The 20,601-nt window shown below is 42.5% G+C and carries 20 protein-coding genes; 8 read left to right on the forward strand and 12 right to left on the reverse strand.

Features of this window, described 5'->3' with window-relative positions; all coding sequences use genetic code 11:
* The first annotated feature begins 70 nt into the window (after positions 1-70).
* Positions 71-526: a PaaI family thioesterase gene (locus tag BGK61_RS10250; RefSeq protein WP_076011245.1), complete on the forward strand. Its 456-nt coding sequence runs from the start codon at positions 71-73 to the stop codon at positions 524-526.
* Positions 527-785: 259 nt separating this feature from the next.
* Here the strand turns inward: BGK61_RS10250 and BGK61_RS10255 are convergent, their stop codons facing one another.
* Positions 786-2,426, reverse strand: a complete 1,641-nt coding sequence (locus tag BGK61_RS10255) for a response regulator (protein ID WP_076011244.1) — start codon at positions 2,424-2,426, stop codon at positions 786-788.
* 121 nt (positions 2,427-2,547) lie between these two features.
* On the opposite strand from BGK61_RS10255, the gene BGK61_RS10260 reads away from it, so the two are divergent.
* The 3 genes from BGK61_RS10260 to BGK61_RS10270 all read left to right on the forward strand — a co-directional run bounded on the left by BGK61_RS10260 (position 2,548) and on the right by BGK61_RS10270 (position 4,548).
* A complete protein-coding gene (locus BGK61_RS10260) occupies positions 2,548-3,102 on the forward strand; it encodes a VC2046/SO_2500 family protein (protein WP_076011243.1) in 555 nt (184 codons plus the stop codon).
* Between the two features lie 149 nt (positions 3,103-3,251).
* Entirely contained in the window at positions 3,252-4,247 is a 996-nt protein-coding gene (gene trhO, locus BGK61_RS10265) for an oxygen-dependent tRNA uridine(34) hydroxylase TrhO (protein WP_076011242.1), read from the forward strand.
* A gap of 52 nt (positions 4,248-4,299) precedes the next feature.
* Positions 4,300-4,548 carry an EF-hand domain-containing protein gene (locus tag BGK61_RS10270; protein ID WP_039220280.1) on the forward strand — a complete coding sequence of 83 codons (249 nt, stop codon included), beginning with the start codon at positions 4,300-4,302 and terminating at the stop codon, positions 4,546-4,548.
* 393 nt (positions 4,549-4,941) lie between these two features.
* Here BGK61_RS10270 and BGK61_RS10275 read toward each other — a convergent pair whose 3' ends face one another.
* From BGK61_RS10275 to BGK61_RS10295, 5 genes are all read right to left on the reverse strand, one after another.
* Positions 4,942-5,481, reverse strand: coding sequence for a DUF4377 domain-containing protein (locus tag BGK61_RS10275; protein ID WP_076011241.1), 540 nt, complete (start codon positions 5,479-5,481; stop codon positions 4,942-4,944).
* Positions 5,482-5,637: 156 nt separating this feature from the next.
* Positions 5,638-6,171: a hypothetical protein gene (locus BGK61_RS10280; protein WP_076011267.1), complete on the reverse strand. Its 534-nt coding sequence runs from the start codon at positions 6,169-6,171 to the stop codon at positions 5,638-5,640.
* A gap of 244 nt (positions 6,172-6,415) precedes the next feature.
* Positions 6,416-7,741: a DEAD/DEAH box helicase gene (locus BGK61_RS10285; RefSeq protein ID WP_076011240.1), complete on the reverse strand. Its 1,326-nt coding sequence runs from the start codon at positions 7,739-7,741 to the stop codon at positions 6,416-6,418.
* Between the two features lie 245 nt (positions 7,742-7,986).
* Positions 7,987-8,640 (reverse strand): CoA transferase subunit B, encoded by a 654-nt coding sequence (locus tag BGK61_RS10290; protein WP_014976576.1) that lies wholly within the window; start codon positions 8,638-8,640, stop codon positions 7,987-7,989.
* Entirely contained in the window at positions 8,640-9,347 is a 708-nt protein-coding gene (locus BGK61_RS10295; RefSeq protein ID WP_014998377.1) for a CoA transferase subunit A, read from the reverse strand. Before BGK61_RS10295 ends, BGK61_RS10290 begins: the two co-directional genes overlap by 1 nt.
* A gap of 121 nt (positions 9,348-9,468) precedes the next feature.
* Here BGK61_RS10295 and BGK61_RS10300 point away from each other — a divergent pair, with 121 nt between their 5' ends.
* On the forward strand, positions 9,469-10,353 hold the full coding sequence (locus tag BGK61_RS10300) for a LysR family transcriptional regulator (protein WP_014998378.1): 885 nt from the start codon (positions 9,469-9,471) through the stop codon (positions 10,351-10,353).
* Between the two features lie 38 nt (positions 10,354-10,391).
* Here the strand turns inward: BGK61_RS10300 and BGK61_RS10305 are convergent, their stop codons facing one another.
* Both BGK61_RS10305 and BGK61_RS10310 read right to left on the reverse strand, forming a co-directional pair.
* Positions 10,392-11,150 carry a hypothetical protein gene (locus tag BGK61_RS10305; RefSeq protein ID WP_014998379.1) on the reverse strand — a complete coding sequence of 253 codons (759 nt, stop codon included), beginning with the start codon at positions 11,148-11,150 and terminating at the stop codon, positions 10,392-10,394.
* A gap of 95 nt (positions 11,151-11,245) precedes the next feature.
* A complete protein-coding gene (locus tag BGK61_RS10310) occupies positions 11,246-11,950 on the reverse strand; it encodes a sensor histidine kinase (RefSeq protein ID WP_076011239.1) in 705 nt (234 codons plus the stop codon).
* Positions 11,951-12,158: 208 nt separating this feature from the next.
* Between BGK61_RS10310 and cysB the strand changes: the two genes are divergently transcribed.
* Positions 12,159-13,133, forward strand: a complete 975-nt coding sequence (gene cysB, locus BGK61_RS10315) for an HTH-type transcriptional regulator CysB (protein ID WP_014949524.1) — start codon at positions 12,159-12,161, stop codon at positions 13,131-13,133.
* An 88-nt stretch (positions 13,134-13,221) separates the two neighbouring features.
* Here the strand turns inward: cysB and BGK61_RS10320 are convergent, their stop codons facing one another.
* The 3 genes from BGK61_RS10320 to pabB form a co-directional block, all read right to left on the reverse strand.
* Positions 13,222-14,595: an L-serine ammonia-lyase gene (locus tag BGK61_RS10320; RefSeq protein WP_076011238.1), complete on the reverse strand. Its 1,374-nt coding sequence runs from the start codon at positions 14,593-14,595 to the stop codon at positions 13,222-13,224.
* A gap of 153 nt (positions 14,596-14,748) precedes the next feature.
* A complete protein-coding gene (locus tag BGK61_RS10325; protein WP_076011237.1) occupies positions 14,749-15,321 on the reverse strand; it encodes a CoA pyrophosphatase in 573 nt (190 codons plus the stop codon).
* 58 nt (positions 15,322-15,379) lie between these two features.
* Positions 15,380-16,819, reverse strand: a complete 1,440-nt coding sequence (gene pabB / locus BGK61_RS10330) for an aminodeoxychorismate synthase component I (RefSeq protein WP_076011236.1) — start codon at positions 16,817-16,819, stop codon at positions 15,380-15,382.
* Positions 16,820-17,102: 283 nt separating this feature from the next.
* Between pabB and BGK61_RS10335 the strand changes: the two genes are divergently transcribed.
* Complete coding sequence (locus BGK61_RS10335; protein WP_076011235.1) at positions 17,103-18,632, forward strand: fumarate hydratase; 1,530 nt, start codon at positions 17,103-17,105, stop codon at positions 18,630-18,632.
* 208 nt (positions 18,633-18,840) lie between these two features.
* Positions 18,841-20,130, forward strand: a complete 1,290-nt coding sequence (rmuC, locus tag BGK61_RS10340; protein WP_076011234.1) for a DNA recombination protein RmuC — start codon at positions 18,841-18,843, stop codon at positions 20,128-20,130.
* A 44-nt stretch (positions 20,131-20,174) separates the two neighbouring features.
* Here the strand turns inward: rmuC and BGK61_RS10345 are convergent.
* Positions 20,175-20,601 (reverse strand): IS3 family transposase (locus BGK61_RS10345; RefSeq protein WP_076026056.1); only part of this gene is annotated, 427 nt, incomplete at its 5' end.

Raw genomic sequence — 20,601 nt, forward strand, 5'->3', positions numbered from 1 at the left:
GGGTATAGAAGTCTTGGAGCAACGCTCCACCAGGTGCCTATAAACGTGAATAAATATTTAAGGAGTCTCAATGACAGCTACAAAAGAAGAAGTTATCGCTTTCATGAAATCGGAGTTTCCACAAAGCAAATGCGTTGTGGAAGCAGTGAGCAACGGTAGAGCGACTGTATCTCATCATGTAGGTCAGGATGAATTACGTCCTGGCGGAACGGTTTCGGGGCCTGTTTTGATGAGTGTGGCTGATGTGGCACTTTATGTGGCGATACTTGGTAAAATTGGCATCGTGCCATTGGCAGTAACAACTAGCCTTAACATCAATTTCTTACGTAAGCCATCGGCAAATGAGCGAATCATTGCGGAATGTTCTCTGATAAAAGTCGGCCGTACTCTCGTGGTTGGAGAGGTTTCTCTGTACTCTGAGGGGGTGAGTGATTTAGTAGCACATGCTGTGGGTACATACTCTATACCGCCCTATACATCGGAACGAAGTGAGAATATTAAAACAATTAACTCTCTGAAAGCTTGACTCTGTTTAAAAGAAAAAAGGCAATTATTTGAGGGAAGATTAAGTGGTTATCAATTGTAATCTTATATAAACGCCTACTTCAGGCCTACAGCGGACAAGCGCGTTAGTAATCTTTAAGGTCCGCTTAACGCTCATAGCTGTCTGTCAGACCAGATACGAGCTACTACAGTTTATCAATCCTGTAGACCATTGGATCGAAGCTTTTGTCGCCTTGTGACAAAAGAGGATAAACGCTTTCATAGATCACCCGTATTCTTACTCAAAAACCAATATATTTAGAAAGTTCATCTCTTAAGTTGGTGTATTTTTCTTTATAGGGTGCTTTGAGCGACATATCGTCAATCAATTTAAACAACCGCTTACATTCATTAATTAGCTTCATTTCTGCTTTATCTTCTTTAATTGCAATTTGAAGCAAGCACTGAAGCAAGTTTAGCGCTACGCCAGTGTTGACAGGTGCAAAGCCTTGAGCAAGTGAAAATGAGGCTTTCGCCCGTTCATAGTCTTGCTGCTGATAGTGTTGAATACCTTCACGGTTAAACTGCTGATAGCTTGCTAGGTTTTTCTGTGCGTTGAGGGCTTGTGCATCTAACATGTTTAAACTGTTTTGATCGAGTTCGTCTTGTCGAGACACTAAAAGCGCCTTTAATTGCAATGCGTCATCGAATTCACCTAATTTGTACATCACATTTATACTATCAGGTATAAAGGCGGTAGGGACTTCGGTGTACTTGTCGTCTAAAAGCGACTGGGAGGTTGTTAAATGTCGTTTAGCGTCGATTAGCTTTCCATCAATTGCGCTTATTCGCGCATTTACAATAGTCCCAAAGATGTCTACGTCAAAATCGCGATCCATTTTTTGAAGATGTTCGTCGAATTTGCCACGTTGCAAAGTAAGCAATGCTTCTTGCTGATACTTATTACGTTGGCGCTTGTCATCTGCGAACTCAGCCACATCTAAAAGGCTACGGATAATACCGCACCAGTGTAAACTGGTTTTATGAACAGTACGCTTTGATAAGTCCCAAATTGCTTGGCTAGAACTGGCTGCAAGTACGAGATCTTCGTTTTTTCTGCCAATCTCACACGCCTTATAGTGCCGCGGTAAAGAGTAGGGAGAAAGCTTGATTGCCTCTTTTATCGACTCTAGCGCTTTATCGCCCGTTGCTAACGCATGATAGGCTTGGGCTAGAATATCATGGGCGTCAGCATTGAATCGGTTGCGTTTTAACGTTCTCTTTGCCGTAGCTATGGCTTTTTCATATTCTTTTAGTTGCAGGTACGTTTTTCCAATGGCTATTTGCGCCCAAAGCACAGGTTTGCCGTCTATATAGTCGCGTAATACATCTAAAGCTTTGTCTGGCTGACCAATACGCCAGTACAACTCTACTAACAGTTGTTCACAATGGCCTTTGTAATGAGATGGCGCGTCTAACAAAGCTTCAATATGATCGATTGCGCTGTTGCATTCGCCCTGTTCAGTTAAACTAAACGCTTGCTGCAGAAACTGTCGTTTTTGCCACGCGCGAACAATACGAGATTTCAGCTGTACCTGTGAAAACGGCTTAATAAGGAAATCATCGGGACGACGCTCAATACTCCCCAAGACTACAGGCCGAGCACTATCAGCACTTATAAGTATAAATACCGACGTAGGGTTAATAAGCCTGCGAGTACGCAATTCCTCAATGAGTTCATAGCCGTTTTTATTGTCAGCCCCCAGATGTAGATCACAGATAACAATATCAAATTTGTGCTTTTTACACAGTGATACTGCTTGTTCAGCAGAGGACTTGGTCACAACATCGGTAGCGCCCATCGAATGCATCAGGCCCTTTAAAAGAAGAAGGAAAGGGCGTTGGTCTTCAACAATCAGTACTTGTTTGTTGCTAAATTGCATTTCGAATCCATGAATAAGCGCGATAATACTAAATAAGAGTATATCTAACTTTATAAAATAAGCTTAAGAAAAACATTATCTTGCCGAAAACATAAGTATACAAATGTAGAAATAATGATGAATGTCACCTGATAGCGTTAATGCGAACGAACAAACTCCAATAGACCCCAGTATTTACTGGGAGAGAAGTGGTGTGCTTGCTCGTGCCTCAGCTCAAGGGGCGTTATTCTCTTTGTATCTTGCTATGCAGCAACATAGCGTTGCAGAGCCCTTTGAAATTGAGGCAGCAAGTTCCGAGTTAGACAAAAAAGACAGTGTTGAAAATCAACTGGCAGCGCTTAACCATTATCGGCGGCCAGCTTTAGCTGCGAATGAAAGTGAGTGGGAGGCTATGCATGTATTTTCCACACTTGTTTCCCAAGATTATACGTCGGCTAGGCTATATTTGAGTATGAAACCTGCGCCATTGGCTCAAACTGATGATGCTAAACGTTTGCCAGACGATATCGTTGAGAACTGTAGTTTGGCAACACAAAAGCGATTGAAAAAGCAATACGCCAACACTGTGAAGGAAGACAATACGCTGCTATACGATATCCTTTCTTCACAAGATAAAGAGAGCCACCTACAACAAGGGAACCCGCCAAACTTTCCATCATTTGAGAATATTGCTTAGTAGTTCTTCAAATTCTTGGATGCATGCCAAACCCGCTCAGGCTTTAGAATACTAAACCACATCCGCCCTAGTTTTTATCATTCCTTTTTGTTATATTGCGCGCCGCATTTTTGCACTGGTCTTACGCTCCAATCAGCAAAGGTTAAAATATGTCTAAATATATTGTATGCGCAATGTATAAGTTTGTTGCGCTTGAAAACTTCAAAGAAATCCGCCAACCGCTTCTAGAAACAATGGAAGCCAATGGCATCAAAGGTACACTTCTTCTTGCCCACGAAGGCATCAACGGTACAGTTTCTGGTACCCGTGAAGGTATCGACGCATTGCTCGCTTATCTGAATAGCGACGAACGCATCAATCCTATTTCTTACAAAGAGTCACTTCACGATGAACAGCCGTTCTACCGCACCAAGGTAAAACTTAAGAAAGAAATCGTGACCATGGGCGTTGAGGGTATCGACCCGCGCAAAACCGTTGGCACTTACGTTAAGCCTAAAGACTGGAACGCACTTATAAGCGACCCAGATGTTACGGTAATTGACACACGAAACGGTTATGAAATTGAAATCGGTACGTTCAAAAACGCTATAGACCCTAAAACCGAAACGTTTCGCGAATTTCCTGAATACGTAGCAAAAGAACTCGACCCATCAAAAAACAAAAAAGTGGCTATGTTCTGCACAGGTGGAATTCGCTGTGAAAAGTCGACGGCTTATTTAAAAGAGCAGGGGTTTGAAGAGGTTTATCATTTAGAAGGTGGCATTCTACAGTATCTTGAAGATGTACCGAAAGAAGAGTCATTGTGGGAAGGCGATTGCTTTGTATTTGATAATCGCGTTGCAGTTAACCATGACTTAGAGAAAAGCCACTACGAGCAGTGCTACGCGTGCAGACTTCCTATTACTGAAGAAGACAAACAAAGCGATAAGTATGAGCCAGGTGTAAGCTGCCCACATTGCTTTGGTACTCATACCGACGACCAAATTGCTCGCTTTAGAGAACGTGAAAAACAGGTTCAGCTGGCGAAAGAGCGTCAACAGGAGCATGTAGGTACTGAAGCGCGTCTAACCATGGAACAAAAGCGTCAGGAGAAAGCAGAAGCTCAACGTTTACGCGCACTTAAAGCAAAAGAAAATCAAGCGTAGACAGCTAGAAAGAAGGGCGTTACACTCGTGCTTATTGCAGTTGAAATAAGGAATGCGAGTGAGCACTCAACTTTCAGAATCTAAAATTGAAGAAATTAGAAAGGACTTCAGCTTTTTCGATCGTGATGGCAATGGCCAAATCGATTTGCCGGAGTTCATCGAGCTTCTAACCGTTATTTCACCAAAAACGAAAGCTAGCCACGTACAAGAAGGCTTTAAGCTTATCGACAGTAACGACGATGGTTACATCGACTTTGAAGAGTTTTTGGAATGGTGGCAAGAAGGGTGGTGGGAGTACTAAGTTTAAACTTAGTGACACTTATCGTCGACTAAGGCTTTTCGGTACCCTTCGATAGGCGTGAAGGCCTAGGCCCCGCAGAAGAACCAAGCGAAACGAGTGCTTTTAAGCACTCGTTTTTTTATGTCTTGAGTTTGATGACTCGTGTTTAAGGCGAGATTGATCGCCTTTAAGATAGCCTTGAACGTCGGTATTGTAAGTAAAGTGGCCAAGCACAAATATCGATTCGTCTTATCTTTCACTCACCAGTTTTGCGAACGTATGTGTATACGTGGGCTGAGTAAAGTTGTACAGCGCCAGTAGTGATTTATTTATAAGCGAACCGAGGTTCGCCTATAACAGGCACAACTCAAAAATACCTGTCTCAATGAACTTATAGCGTAATATTATCTGGCTTTACATCCAACTTTTTAACGATATTTCACCATCTCCAATGTACTCAAATTGAATGTCAACGATTCCTCCAGAGTTATTCATTCCTAACAGGCCTTCGCATAAATCCAAATTCTCACAACTGAATTCTTTCCCAATAAAAAAGTAGACACTGTCTTCTTTCGTAATCGTTCTGTCCAATAATTCGACATTGGTTATCTCATATATCGTACCTACTTCATCTTCTGACTTGTTATCTACTGATTTGAGAGTGAATGATTTATTAGAACCATCGGCTGAAGGAGGAGTTATGTCTTTGACAATGACAGTAATATCATAGGTGTAGCCCCATAAATGCTCAAAACCAATGATTTCGTTTGCGATCATATTAGTCTGATCAGATGCACCTGTTTTCGTTACTAGGCAAAGTGTCTGTTCCAAAGTGAAACAAGGTGATTGGAACGGTAAAACAGTAATAGATCTTTGTTCGTCGTTGCTATCTGAATTACCGTTACAAGCTGCGGTAAGAAGTATAACTATCATAATAAAAAAATTTCTTTTCATAATTTGATCTTTCCCCCAAATCCGGGCGTCTGTACTCGCAGTTTTGCTTTTCAAGTAAAAGGTCAGAACATCCGTTTCTTGTCTAAAACGGACCGCTAACACTACTCTAAACAATAAGTACCGGCGCTCTAAAAAACAAACTACAGTGAATATGGATTACCAATCAGCGCTGTATACTGTATTGGCTTTAGACGCTTCTACTTCTAGCGGTGCTTTATCGTAACCGTATTCAGCCATGTCAAAAAAGTGTTGGGTGACAACTTCATCTAAACTGGCTCGTTCAATTTGTAACACATGCACTAATTCGTGGGCTAGCTTGGGTCTATTAAGCTCGAAATCTTTACGAGCATAAATCGAATAGCCGAAAACTTGTGCGTTATTTATTATTCCTTCTCCAACAAGTCCAACGGCTTCGCCAAACACTTTAAGAGCGAAGTTTTCGTAGGGATATGGCACTTCATCTACATAAATAAGTCTTACTTTCTTAGGCTGTTTTAAGCCTATTTCCGCTGCTAGCGCCAATTCTTCTTCATTCAACGGTTGACCTATTTCTAAGCCTTTCATATCTGTTTCATGTGCCCACTCTATGTACTGGGGCAACAATACGCGTGCTATTATTTTTTCATAGGAGAGTGCCACAACGACTATTACTATAAACAAGGCTAACGATACGAACTTTATAAATTTCATGTGGCTAAAATCCATTTTAAAGGGGGGAGTGTGTGCCGCTTACACGCTTTGTTACAAACAGTTGAAGCGAGTAGTCAGCACAATCGACTTTTTGCTATATTCGTAGTAAAGCATAGGATGGCGAGGTGTACTATCAAAGTGCTGTAAGAAAATGTGATTAAAAACAAAGCGAAAGGCTACACACCGCTATTCAACATTGAATTGTGACTAGCGGCGGTGATAGTTCTAACTACAATTTAGACGTCTATTCGTCGTCGTCAGGCAGAGTGTTTCTTGGCTTGCGCTTTACAGGAACCATACCGATATCTTCTCCAGACATGGTATCGACACGCTTTTTAGTGCCAGGTTTTGCTGGCTTCGCTACGCGCTTTTTACCATTTTTCGCATTTGATTGTTTCGATACTTTTTTCTTCGGCGTAAAACCTTTAAAAGACGCCGAGAATTCGTCATGCGGTGAACACTCTAATGCATATTGAAGGTGATTCTTAAGCCCTTCGAAACTGTTCCAGTCACGAGGGCCAATTAGCGAGAATGCTTCGCCTTTTTGCCCAGCACGGCCTGTACGGCCGATACGGTGAATGTATTCATCCGCGTTCTTAGGAAGGTCAAAGTTAGCTACCAAACCTACTTTTGATAGATCTAATCCGCGAGAGGCGAGGTCGGTAGTAACCAGAATACTGTGCTGTCCACGAGCAAACGCACTCATGACTGCTGCGCGTTGGCTTTGTAGCATATCACCACGAAGAGCAATAGCTTCTAAGTTCTTTTCGTTAAGCAGGGCTGCAATTCTATCGGTATCTTCACGGGTAGCAGTAAATACGATAGCTTGGTTGTAGGTACGATTGGCTAGCTCAAATTGTAAAATTTGATCTTTGTTATCAACATTGTCTGCAAAGAAGCACTTCTGTTCGATATCGCCATGCTCTGCAGTTGAGTCTCCTACAGCTACGCGAACAGCGCCTTTGGTTAACTGCGTTGTCATATGCTTTAGCTCAATATTATCGAGCGTGGCAGAAAACAACATAGTTTGACGCTTTCTGTGATCAGCATAGTCGTTAATCATTTTAAGCTGAGCAGAGAAGCCTAAGTCTAACATACGGTCAGCTTCATCAAAAATAAGCAGCTCTAAGCCATTTAAATACACACTTTTATCTAATAGATGGTCGGCTACACGACCAGCGGTACCAACGATAATGTGAGGGTTACGGCGAAGGGCTTTAACCTGGTCATTATAGTTTTCACCACCCACAATAAGCGAGCAAGTAAGGTTTAAACCCGTACACATTGATTTTGCTTCAATGAAAACTTGTTTGGCTAGCTCGCGAGTTGGCGCAAGAATGAGTGCGCGAGGGTCTTGACGACTAAGGGCTTTTTGCGACATTAGCCTGTTTATAGCTGGCACTAAAAAGGCGAAGGTTTTACCTGACCCCGTTTTTGATGACGCAATAATATCTTTGCCCTGAATAGCAGGCAGCATAGTGCGTTCTTGAATTTCGGTTAGCGTCGAAATGTTTTTCGTTTCGAGCTTTGAAATAATTTTGTGGTGAACAGGTAAATCAGTAACTAGCAAGAAGGTATAGCCTTTTTAAAATGACATTCGGGCGCATTATCCCTTAATGCACGGTGCATTTAAAGGTTTATTGGAAAGGCTTGTAAGTTTGATTACTGAAGGCGGGCACTTGTAACAATAGTTATTAAAAGAAGAATATAAAGTTGAATCAAAAATGTGAGTTAACTCAATGGTGCGCGCTTACTACAAAAGCATAAATGCTAAGTGATAAGCGCGACCTTTCGATGCACAATTAAACGCAGAATTTAAAACTGCATTTCAGGTACATTTTCAGGAACAACAAGCTTTCCGCCCGTTTTCTCTTTAATTTCGTCAACGCTGACGCCCGGGGCGCGTTCTTGAAGTACAAATGCGCCGTCTTCAACACTCAGCACTGCTAAGTCGGTAATAATGCGCGTAATACAGTTCACACCGGTTAACGGTAAGGTACATTCGCTAAGTAGTTTTGGGTTACCGTGTTTGTCGGTATGGGTCATGGTAACAATTATGTTCTTCGCGCCAGCAACTAAGTCCATAGCACCGCCCATGCCTTTAACTAGTTTGCCTGGTATCATCCAAGACGCAATATTGCCCGATACATCAACCTCAAATGCGCCAAGTACAGTAAAATCAACGTGGCCACCGCGGATCATAGCGAAGCTCTCAGCGCTACTAAAAATAGACGCGCCCGTGATAGCCGTTACCGTTTCTTTACCAGCGTTTATCATATCAGCGTCAATTTCACTTTCAGTCGGGTAGCGTCCCATCCCCAAAAGACCGTTTTCTGATTGCAGCATCACGCTGATGTCATCTGGTACATAGTTAGCTGCAAGGGTAGGGATACCGATGCCTAAATTAACGTAATCGCCATCTTTAAATTCCTGAGCGACGCGCATTGCGATTTGTTCTCTACTAAGCATTACACTGACTCCTTGCTAACCACACGACGTTCAATACGTTTTTCAAATGAACCTTGAATGACACGGTTCACATAAATGCCCGGGGTATGGATCTCGCTAGGGTTCAATTCACCAGGCTCTACAATTTCTTCCGCTTCTACCACAGTGATTTTACCTGCAGTAGCCGCCATAGGATTAAAGTTTTGTGCTGTATGGCGATAAATACAGTTTCCGTAAGTATCTGCTTTCCATGCTTTTACAATGGCAAAATCGCCAGTAATAGCATGTTCTAGAATATAAGGGCGACCGTTGAATTCTTTGACTTCTTTACCTTCACCAACTGGCGTGCCATAACCTGTGGCAGTGTAGAAGGCAGGAATGCCAGCACCACCCGCGCGCATTTTTTCAGCTAGCGTTCCTTGAGGTGTAAGCTCAACTTCCAGCTCACCGTTAAGCAGTTGTTTTTCAAACAGGGCATTTTCACCTACATAAGAAGACACCATTTTTGCTATTTGTTTGTCCTCTAGTAAAAGACCCAAACCAAATCCGTCTACACCACAGTTATTAGAAACTACAGTAAGGCCTGAGACCCCCATTTTCTTGATTTGGGCTATCAGTCCTTCTGGTATCCCACATAAGCCAAAACCACCTGCTATCACCGTCATGCCATCTACAAGCCCTGACATAGCTTCTTCGTATGAGGATACAACCTTGTTAAATCCTGCCATTCTTAATCTCCGATATGTTTGTTAAAAATAAGTATCAACATTGTTGCTTGATTTGTAAAATCGAATTAATCTTGCAATTAATAAATAATATTTATTAATTAAAGGTTAAATTAAAAAGTGTATGGATGTGTCATATCGTCAAATAAAAGCATTTGTAGAGGTAGCTAAATCGGCCACCTTTGCCGAAGCTGCGGTAAACCTGCACTTAACGCAACCGGCATTGTCATCTGCCATAAAGAAAATGGAAGAACAGTTAGGTGGTAAGCTATTTAAGCGAAATACTCGCAATGTAAGCTTAACGCCAGAAGGCGAGGTACTGTTTCCAAATGCCGTGCGCCTTTTGCATGACTGGGATAATACTTTTTCTGACATTCAAAACTTATTTGCAATGGCAAAAGGGCAACTTACCATCTGTGCTATGCCTTCATTCGCCGAGTCTCACTTACCAGAGATTCTGTCTGTTTTTCATCAACGTATTCCAAACGTAAACTTACGAATTGTCGACGTGGTGATGGAGCAAGTAATTCACGAAGTTACAACGGGACGCAGTGAAATTGGTTTCTCTTTTGAACCAGAGCGCAAAGACGGTTTGGTGTTCAAGAGTCTTTTCGCTGATGAGTTTGTGGTAGTAACTAACAAAGCGCAATCAAGTAACTTTGGTGATAAGTTACGCTGGGAAGACTGTTTACAGTTTCCATTGGTTATGATGAATAGAGGGTCGGCGGTTCGTTATTGGACGCAATCCAAGCTTGAACAGTATGGTGAGCTAAATATTATCGCGGAAACAGGCCAGCTTTCTACACTCGGCAAACTTATTCAAAATGGTTTAGGCATATCTATTATGCCAGCCATTTGTAGAGCGCAAATGGAAGGTTTAGGGTTAATGGTAAAAGAAATTTTTGATAAGCCTCTGGTTAAGAATATCGGGCTTATTAGAAATGCGCGAAAAGGGCTATCGCTGCCGGCACAAACGATGTGGGATTTGGTCGTAGCGCATTACGAATGAAATAATGCGCTCTGTAGATACTGGAAAAAGTGGATTTCTTACCACTTCTTCTTCGGAGCGAACAACTCGTCTAACTCGTCTCTTTCTTCTTCTTGCTTCTTGGCTCGGTCTTTTTCGTTCACGCTCTTAAGGTTACTCTGGATTTCATATAACCATTCGTTAAGTGAAGCAAGTTTAGATGTAGAATATTCATCTTGCGGATTTTGATTCTCTAATGCATTTTTCGCCTTCTCGAAATACTGTCTAGCAGAACCTAACATGTTTGTTTGAAGAGCAGCGCGGCCTCGTTTAATTAGCGTTTCAACGTTTACTTTCACCTGCAATCGCTCAAGCTGCTTATCTTCATCCATGAACACTTTAGAATCTATTTGCCCCTTGCTGTGCTCTGAGCGAAGGATAATGCGCAGTTTTTTAACAGCTTGAATATACTGAATGATCATTTTGTCATTGTCGGGTAACGAGAAATCGTTAACGATGCCGCTATTATCCGAAAGGGCAGCAGCCGTTGCTTGCTCACTGCTTGAAATTCGCTGCTTAAGTTCTGACGTACTCGATAAATCGTTCATTGCTTTCAATGCATTAAGAATACGATTATGAAGTATGCCCATAATGCGTGAAGACACTGGCATGTTGACACAGGCGGAAATAACGTTCTCTGTTTCGTCAACAATAGTGCGCTGCTTAGCGAGCTCAGTTCTGCGCTCAGCCTCTTGCTTTTGACGATGTTGTTGCATTGCATTTATGAAGATAGCTGCGATTAGCAAAACAACAATTAATATAATAATAATCACGTACATGCGTGTGTTTCCGTCTGTTTTTTATTTTTTATAACGATAACGTATTACTACGTACGAGCGTTACTTTCTGTATTACCTAAGGTTATCGGTCAATCTTACGGTATTTTTACTTCAAATACACTTCCACCGAAACTTCCACCATTAGAAAGGGCAATCGTTCCTACCTTATCTCCTTGCGAGTGAGCATTTGCAATTAACTTAGCAAAAAACAACCCCAGTCCCGTTCGGCCTTGGCTTAATTCAAAATCGCACAGTTCTTCATGGCTCTTGGTCAACATCGCTTGCGGGTAGCCGTGACCGTCATCTTCTATTTTAATAGTCATGAAGTCGTTTTCGTCAACGTCTGCAGTGACGAGTATCTTTGAAGTGCCGTAACGCATCGCATTGATGATCACATCATTTAACAGTAAGTAAATAAGTTCGCTGTCTAAGTACCAGCTTAAGTCATCGTCTATTTCGATACTGATATCAATATTCTTTTGAGATACGTATAAGGCATTGGAGCCAACAACATCTTCGACCAAGTCTTTAATGAAACTTTCATCGACGGTAATAGGAAGACTTTCTAATTCTGCCCTGTACAACGACAGTATTTGTACAAGGTTAGTGTTAAGTCTAGACGCTTCGTAATGAACACTGGCGACTTGCTCTCTGGCTTTTTCGTCTTGGGGTGAAAGGGAGTCACTTAATGTTTCGATAGACTGAATAAGGAGAAAGAGTGAATTTTTCATGTCGTGTACCGCGGCTGCCAATACCGATGAAAAATCAATCGTGGATGTAACTTGTTTGCTGCTACTCATTGTCTATCAAACACCGTGCTTTTTAATCACCTAACCATAATGTAGAAGAAAATGGCTAAAGGCGAATAAATACCACTCGAAAATGTAAAAAATCAATTATTTTCAACTTTATAATGCCAATTTCGTAATAGCAACTAGTAAAAATAGGTGGTTTTGGTTATAACGGAGGGAGTACAGTGTCAGTCTCTCGCATTAAACGGTGTAAAATATGAAGCTACAGCAACTACGGTATATCGTAGAAGTCCTCAATAACAATTTGAATGTGTCGGCAACTGCAGAAAGTTTGTATACCTCTCAACCTGGTATTAGCAAACAAGTGCGCATGTTAGAAGATGAGCTAGGCGTTCAAATTTTTGGCCGTAGCGGCAAGCATTTAACACACGTAACAGACGCGGGTAATGATGTAATCAATATAGCTCGTGAAATACTAGCCAAAGTAGAGAGTATTAAAGCCGTAGCCAGAGAGCACACACTTCCTGACCAAGGCAAACTGAATATTGCAACTACCCATACGCAAGCGCGTTATGCGTTACCCGATGTAATTCAGGGTTTTATGAGCAAGTACCCTAAAGTTTCATTGCACATGCACCAAGGTACGCCATCGCAAATTAGCGATCTTGCCGCTAAAGGTGAAGCTGATTTTGCCATCGCCACTGAAGCGCTTCACTTGTACAACGATTTAGTCATGCTTCCTTGTTATCACTGGAATCGCAGTGTAATCGTAAACAAAGACCATCCGTTGTCGAAAAAGGGCACTATCGATATTTCAGATATCGCCAAGTATCCGTTGGTTACTTATGTTTTCGGTTTCACCGGGCGCTCTGAATTAGACCAAGCGTTTGAAAGAGCAGGGCTAACGCCAAAAATTGTGTTCACTGCAACAGATGCAGACGTCATAAAAACCTATGTGCGCTTAGGTGTTGGTATCGGAGTAATAGCGTCGATGGCGGTAAGTGAAGAGTTAGACGATGATCTGGTTAAAATAGATGCTAGTCACTTATTCGATTACAGCACGACCAAGATTGGCTTTAGAAAAGGTTCGTTCTTAAGAAGTTACATGTACGACTTTATTGAGCGTTTTGCGCCTCACCTAACGAAAGACAAAGTTGAAAAGGCCATGATGCTAAAAAACAATGAAGAAGTTGAGAAGATGTTTAAGGGTGTAACGTTACCGGTTAAGTAACGTCGACACGTAATTCAAATATACATGTGAAAAAGGGGCAATCAGCCCCTTTTTTATCGTTTGCACAGTGGTAAATTATCAGCCAGAGCTAACACTCGATAATGTTTACCGCAAGTCCGCCTCTCGCCGTTTCTTTATATTTAGTCTTCATATCGTTACCCGTATCGCGCATGGTTTTTATAACCTTATCTAGCGATACTTTGTGCTCTCCGGTTCCGCGTAGAGCTAAACGAGATGCGTTAATAGCCTTGATTGCTCCCATAGCATTGCGCTCAATGCACGGCACCTGTACAAGGCCGCCAACCGGGTCACATGTAAGCCCCAAATTGTGCTCCATTCCAATCTCAGCTGCATTCTCAACCGATGCAGCTGTACCACCCATAATTTCTGCAAGGGCGCCTGCAGCCATTGAACAAGCTACGCCAACTTCTCCTTGGCAACCTACCTCAGCGCCAGAAATAGACGCATTCTCTTTATAGAGAATACCGATAGCGCCGGCGGTAAGAAGGAATCGGCTAGCCACTTCTTCATCAACTGGCCGAATAAATTTATCAACGTACTGAAGCACGGCAGGGATGATGCCTGCTGCGCCGTTTGTTGGTGCGGTTACAACGCGGCCGCCCGCTGCATTTTCTTCATTTACCGCTAAGGCAAACAAATTCACCCAATCCATTGTTTGCATAGGGTCGTTAGTATGCTCGGTTTGAAGACGGCGGTACAAGCCGGGCGCACGACGGACTACCTTCAATCCTCCTGGCAGAATACCTTCGCTTTCAATGCCGCGTTGAATACACGCTTTCATTACCAGCCAAATGTTGTGTAATTCCTGCTTCACTTCATGTTTCGGCCTGAAAGTCGACTCATTACGCAGCATAAGGGAACTAATGCTTAAACCGTTAGTTTTACACAACGCAAGCAAGTCACCAGCGGTTTTGAATGGAAACGGAACCGAAGCCTGAAGGCTGGCAGCATGTGCTTTAGTTGCGTCAAAGTCTTCATCTTTAATGATGAAGCCGCCACCTATACTGTAATAAGTTTGTTGCCTAACCAATTCATCTTTTGCATAAGCGTAAAAGGTTAGGGCATTAGCGTGTTTCGGTAGTGTCTTACGGCGATGAAACACAATGGCGTTTTTGTTGGGGAAACGCACCAATTTCTGACCGTTAAGGCAAAGCTTCTCAGTGTTGCGTATTTCTTCAAGCTTCGACTCGATACTGTCTACATCGACAACATCTGGCAACTCTCCTAAAAGGCCAAGGATAACTGCTTTTCCAGTGCCGTGCCCAATACCGGTTTGGCCAAGTGAACCAAACAGTTCAACTTTTACGCTATCTATAGATTCGAAAAGCGCTGCATCCTCTGCAAGTTCTGAAACAAACTCGGCGCCTGCTTTCATTGGACCTACGGTGTGCGAACTCGACGGGCCTATGCCCACGCTGAACATATCAAATACACTGATCATAAACTTTCAAAATTAAAACAAAGTAATATTAAGATCATGCATCCACCACGTGAAAACCACAATACAGAAAAGCTAATAAAGGGATTAGTTTTGCTAATACGCTGTAAAGTTTAATTTATAGTAATGGGCAATGCGGTAGGGCAAACACCATATTTAAGGATGAATATGATGGGAAAGATTTCGTAACATCGCTGCCGTTGCCCCCCAAATCATGCGGTTTTTCCAGGGGATAAAATAAATTGGAAAGGCTTTTTTGTCGCGATGGGTGGTATGAACCAAATGATTTCTTCTGTCTAAGACATGCGCAAGGGGTACTTCAAAAGCACTTTCTACCTCATTCTTGTCAATGACGGGCGTAAAGTCAGGGTTCACGAAACCAACAACAGGGGCAATCTCGTACCCGCTAATGGTGCGGTAACGGGGGAGCATGCCCACAACATCGACATGACTAGGGGGTAAACCTACTTCTTCTTTTGCTTCGCGAAGCGCAGCATCGAAAAAAGAATTGTCAGTATCATCAACTGCACCGCCTGGGAAGCTTATTTGTCCAGGATGATGTTTTAGGTGATGAGCACGTTCGGTAAGCAATAGTTGCAGCGAATTACCATAATCTATCAGGGGAATAAGAACAGCTGCGGGCCGCCCTGTTTTCCTCAACGGAAAGTCTGGCTCTAGGCTAGGCTGCCTTAAATGATGAAATTGTGATAAAAATTCATTTTTTGTCATCGCTATTTATCTACAACCGAATCCTTTACTCTAAATTAGCCTTTATGCGTATGCACGGCTACTGATTCAATGATTCAAGCACAGGAAGAATTTTAGACACCTTATCAAGAGTCTCTTGATATTCTTCGCTTGCAACCGAATCTAGCACAATACCACCACCGGCCCAGCAATGTAATCGATGGTTTTCGGCCAATACTGTTCTAATACAAATACTCGAATCCATATCTTCACGAAAGCCCATATAAAATACGCTTCCACAGTAAATATTTCTGCGATGCGGCTCAAGTTCATCAATAACTTCCATAGCGCGAATTTTAGGTGCGCCCGTTATAGAACCGCCTGGGAACGCAGATGCTAGTAACTCTAAGGGCGAAGATGTCTCATTCAATTCCCCCGTTACTGTACTGACTAAATGGTGCACGGCTTCATAGCTTTCAAGCGCAAAAAGTGCCGGCACCTTCACTGAATGAGGCTTACAATGCTTAGAGATATCGTTGCGAAGTAGATCAACAATCATGAGGTTTTCTGCACGGTCTTTTTCTGCCATAAGAAGGCTTTGTGCGCTTTCAGCATCTTTAGCCTTGTCTTTAAAACGAGGGCGAGTTCCTTTTATAGGTTTTGTTTCTACAACGCCATTTTTAACACGCAAAAACCTTTCAGGCGAAATGGAAGCAATACTACCTTGAGGAAGCTTGTAGAAGGCAGAAAACGGGGCTTGATTTTGACTGCGCAGTTCGCGATAAGCATGCCACAGGTTGCCTTCAAATCCTGCACTGAAGCGCTGCGCCATATTCACTTGGTAGCAATCTCCTGCGCGTAAGTAGGCGTGTATTTTATCTAAACAGACTTCATAGGCATCTTTTGATAAGTTTGATTCGAAACGAGATGTCAGCTTAAACGCAGATGATGACTGTTGGTTATCGAAAGAAGAGAAAAGTTGTTCTAGTGGCTGATTATCGGCAGAGCAATAGTAAATATATCCCGTTTGGGTGTCTTCAATAAGTGAGCAAAGGTAAAGGCCGACTGTGAAATCAGGCGTGTCATAATCATCTTTAGCAATATTTGGCATGACTTCATAAAAACGACCAGTGTCGTAACCTGCCATCCCTGCTACGCCCACAATAAAAGGGAGGTGTTCGGTATCAAAATTGCCATGCAGTATCACGTTTGAAACGCGCGCATGTAAATGCGTTTGGACTGCTTCAAAGGGAGGTAACTTAAGCTTTTGACGTGTTGATGTTTGTACATCTATAAGTTCAACTAAATCGCCTTTAGCTTCGATAACCGCAGATGGGGAAAAGGCCATAATATTGAAACGACCTTCGCTTTTCGACGAACCCGATGTATCCAGTAAAATTGAATATGGTAGGGCAGATACGTGTTCAAACAGTGAGTTAAAGACAGATTCATTTTCGTCACAGTTTAGTGGTATAGCGTTGACTAACGCCTCTGGTGTGAATCGGGAAACATGAACGTGAAAAGTATCTGGGTGTGGCATAGGTATTTTCTGTACTTCTTTTTTATCGTAGTTATTTGTTCTAACAATAATCGTAAAACAAGGTTTTATCTTTAACCGGCTAAATTAAATGGCCAAATTAAACAGCAATGTCTCGTTAATAGCTTCAGAGCGTTTGGAAGGCCCATGTATCCTAAATAGTTTTTAAAAATAACTGGAATTAACCTTAAGCACATGGTTTTACATGGTGCGATGTCTTTAGATGCGCTAGTATACGCTTTTTTAGCTAGCTAAGACCACGAAAGCCAAATAAAAAGAGGATGTCATGACCGTTATCCGTCAACAAGACTTCATTGACAGCATTGAAGATGCCCTGCAATTTATTTCTTATTATCACCCACTCGATTACGTTAAAGCCGTAGAAGAGGCCTATAAAAAAGAACAGAGCCAAGCCGCAAAAGACGCAATGGCACAGATTCTTATCAACTCACGCATGTCTGCAGAGGGCAAGCGCCCTTTGTGTCAAGACACGGGGATCGTGACTTGTTTTGTTAAAGTTGGTATGGGTGTTACGTGGGATAAAACTGACATGACCGTTCAAGAAATGGTTGATGAAGGTACACGCCGCGCTTATCTTAATCCAGACAACCCACTTCGTGCCTCTATTGTTGCTGACCCTGCCGGCGCGCGTAAAAACACCAAAGACAATACGCCGTCAGTCGTTCACATTGATATGGTAGCAGGCGAGAAGATTGAAGTGATGATCGCGGCTAAAGGCGGCGGTTCAGAAAACAAATCGAAAATGGTAATGCTTAACCCAAGCGATGATATCGCTGACTGGGTTGTGAAAACATTGCCGACAATGGGCGCGGGCTGGTGTCCGCCTGGAATGCTGGGTATAGGTATTGGTGGTACTGCTGAAAAAGCAGCGGTACTTGCGAAAGAAAGCCTTATGGATCCGGTCGATATTCAAGAGCTTATTGAACGCGGCCCTCAAACGACTGACGAAAAACTGCGCTTAGAAATTTTTGATCGCGTAAATAAGCTAGGTATCGGCGCGCAAGGTCTAGGTGGTTTAACAACGGTTGTTGACGTTAAAATTAAGTCTCTACCTACTCATGCGGCGTCAAAGCCAGTTGCAATGATCCCTAACTGTGCAGCAACCCGCCATGCGCACTTCTATCTTGATGGTTCGGGTCCAGCAGAACTAACGCCACCAAAACTAGAAGATTGGCCTGAAGTAACGTGGGAAGTGGGTGAAAACACACGCCGCGTTAACCTTGATGAAGTAACCAAAGAAGATATCCAAGAGTGGAAAGTTGGTGAAACGGTATTACTTTCAGGAAAAATGCTTACTGGTCGTGATGCTGCGCACAAACGCATTCAAACCATGATGGAAAATGGCGAAGGTTTACCAGAGGGCGTTGACTTAACTAATCGTTTTATTTACTACGTAGGTCCGGTTGATGCTGTAGGTGACGAAGTAGTTGGCCCGGCTGGCCCAACTACGGCTACGCGTATGGATAAATTCACCGACATGATGCTTGAGAAAACAGGCCTTATCGGCATGATTGGTAAAGCAGAACGTGGGCCGGCGACAGTTGACTCAATTGCTAAACATAAAGCAGTTTACCTTATGGCAGTTGGTGGTGCAGCTTACCTTGTATCAAAAGCAATTAAGAAATCTCGTGTTGTTGCTTTTGAAGATTTAGGTATGGAAGCAATTTACGAGTTCGACGTAGAAGACATGCCGGTAACCGTTGCTGTAGATAGCACGGGTGCCAATGCTCATAAAAATGGCCCAGCCATTTGGAAAGCAAAAATTGAAGAGCTTGATGCCTCACTTTCTAAATAGAGCGCAACAATGAAATCTACACATTAAGGCTTTTTATTAGCAGTGAAACGGGCGCATAAGGGCCCGTTTCTATTTTTGCACTTCATATCAATTTCACCACTTATCTACTTACCGCTTCGCCCGAATCTCGTTTAACGTAAACACGAATTGGTATATTTAGCTGTTTTTGTTTATAGTGCTGTACAAAATAACAGTATGAACCTGCACTATGTTAACCAACCTAATCACTAGCGAACCCGTTGCTTTTTTAATTACTTTCTTCAGTTTGTGTGCTTTTGCACTTTTTTCGTTTATCCGTGGCCAAGTAATTTCAGCTAAATTGGCGCAAATAACCCTTCAAAGTGAACAGTTACAAAATGAGCTGAATAACGAACGCATTGCTAACGCCAAGCTTCAAGCGCAAAACGAAGCCCATCAAGCTAGAATACAGGCACTCCATGCCGCTCATGAAGATAAGTTGGCATCGATGAATGCGTCGGAGCAACGTTTGCAAACCCAATTCGAGAACTTAGCAAACCGTATATTTGAAGAAAAGCAGCAACGCTATACTCAACAAACAAAACACAACATAGAAGCGGTGTTAGCTCCGTTCAAAAATGAATTAGATGGCTTTAAGCGACAAATATCAGAGCAGCACATACGCGAGGGGCAGGAGCGAGCGTCTCTTAAAACCGAAATATTAAGTTTAAAGGCGTTGAATCAAAAAATAACCGAAGAGGCAGCGGCACTAACCAACGCGCTTAAAGGCGACAATAAAAAACAAGGTAATTGGGGAGAAGTAGTGCTTGAACGTATCCTCAAAGAATCGGGTTTGCGTGAAGGTCACGAATTTGAAACACAAATGTCTGCAACATCTGAACACGGTAAGCGTTTTCAACCGGATGTGGTTGTGCACTTGCCGAATGACAAAGATGTGATTATAGATTCAAAAGTGAGTTTGGCTGCTTATGAACGTTATTACAACTGCGATGATGAAGCTGAAAAAGCACAATTTTTGAGTCAGCACGTGGCTTCAATAAAAGGGCATATCAAAGGCTTAGGTGCGAAAGACTACCAAACATTAAAAGGCATAAAAACACTCGATTATGTGTTGCTGTTCATTCCTATCGAGCCAGCTTTCTTGATAGCAGTTGAAGAAGAGCCTGACTTAGTCACAATGGCGCTTAACCACAACATTATGCTGGTTAGCCCCACTAACTTGTTAGTCGCGCTTCGAACAATAAATAATATATGGCAGTACGAGTATCAAAATCAAAACGCGCAGCTTATCGCAGAACAAGCAGCCAAGCTTTATGATAAGTTCGTTGGTTTTGTTTCTGATATGGAAAAAGTGGGTAAATCGATGGATTCCGCTCACGCAAGCTATGAGCAAGCGATGAATAAGTTAACCAGTGGGCGAGGGAACCTAGTTAGGCAAATTGAGAAATTCAGAGAGTTGGGTGTTCAACCCAGTAAACGCATGTCGCAGCACCTTCAGCAACTTTCTCAGGACGATTAAAAAAGGCCGCATTATGAAGTGACCCCATTAAGTTGGACTCATTTCTAAGCGGCAACCAAGGCCTGATTTCGATATTGTATCGGACTCAGGCCTTTTAGTTTTAGCTTAATGCGTTCGTTGTTGTAGTAATCAATATATTCTTTGATGTTTTCAATGAGCTCATTCGCATCTTTGAACGTTTCATTGTGATACATCTCAGTTTTTAATATGCCGAAGAAGTTTTCTGCAACGGCATTGTCTAAACAGTTTCCTTTCCTAGACATACTTTGAAGCAACCCATGCTTTTTCAGGTGTTGTTGGTATTGTATGTTTTGATATTGCCAACCTTGGTCTGAGTGTAAGAGTGGCTTCTCGTGCTTCAGTAGCTTTGCTGTGGCAGCTTTGAGCATATCAGTGACTAAGGGTAACGTAACCGATGTTCGAACTTCATAGCTAACCACCTCTTGGTTAAACAGGTCTATTATCGGTGAC

The sequence above is a fragment of the Alteromonas abrolhosensis genome (assembly GCF_001953635.1).
In the GTDB taxonomy this organism is placed as follows: domain Bacteria; phylum Pseudomonadota; class Gammaproteobacteria; order Enterobacterales; family Alteromonadaceae; genus Alteromonas; species Alteromonas abrolhosensis.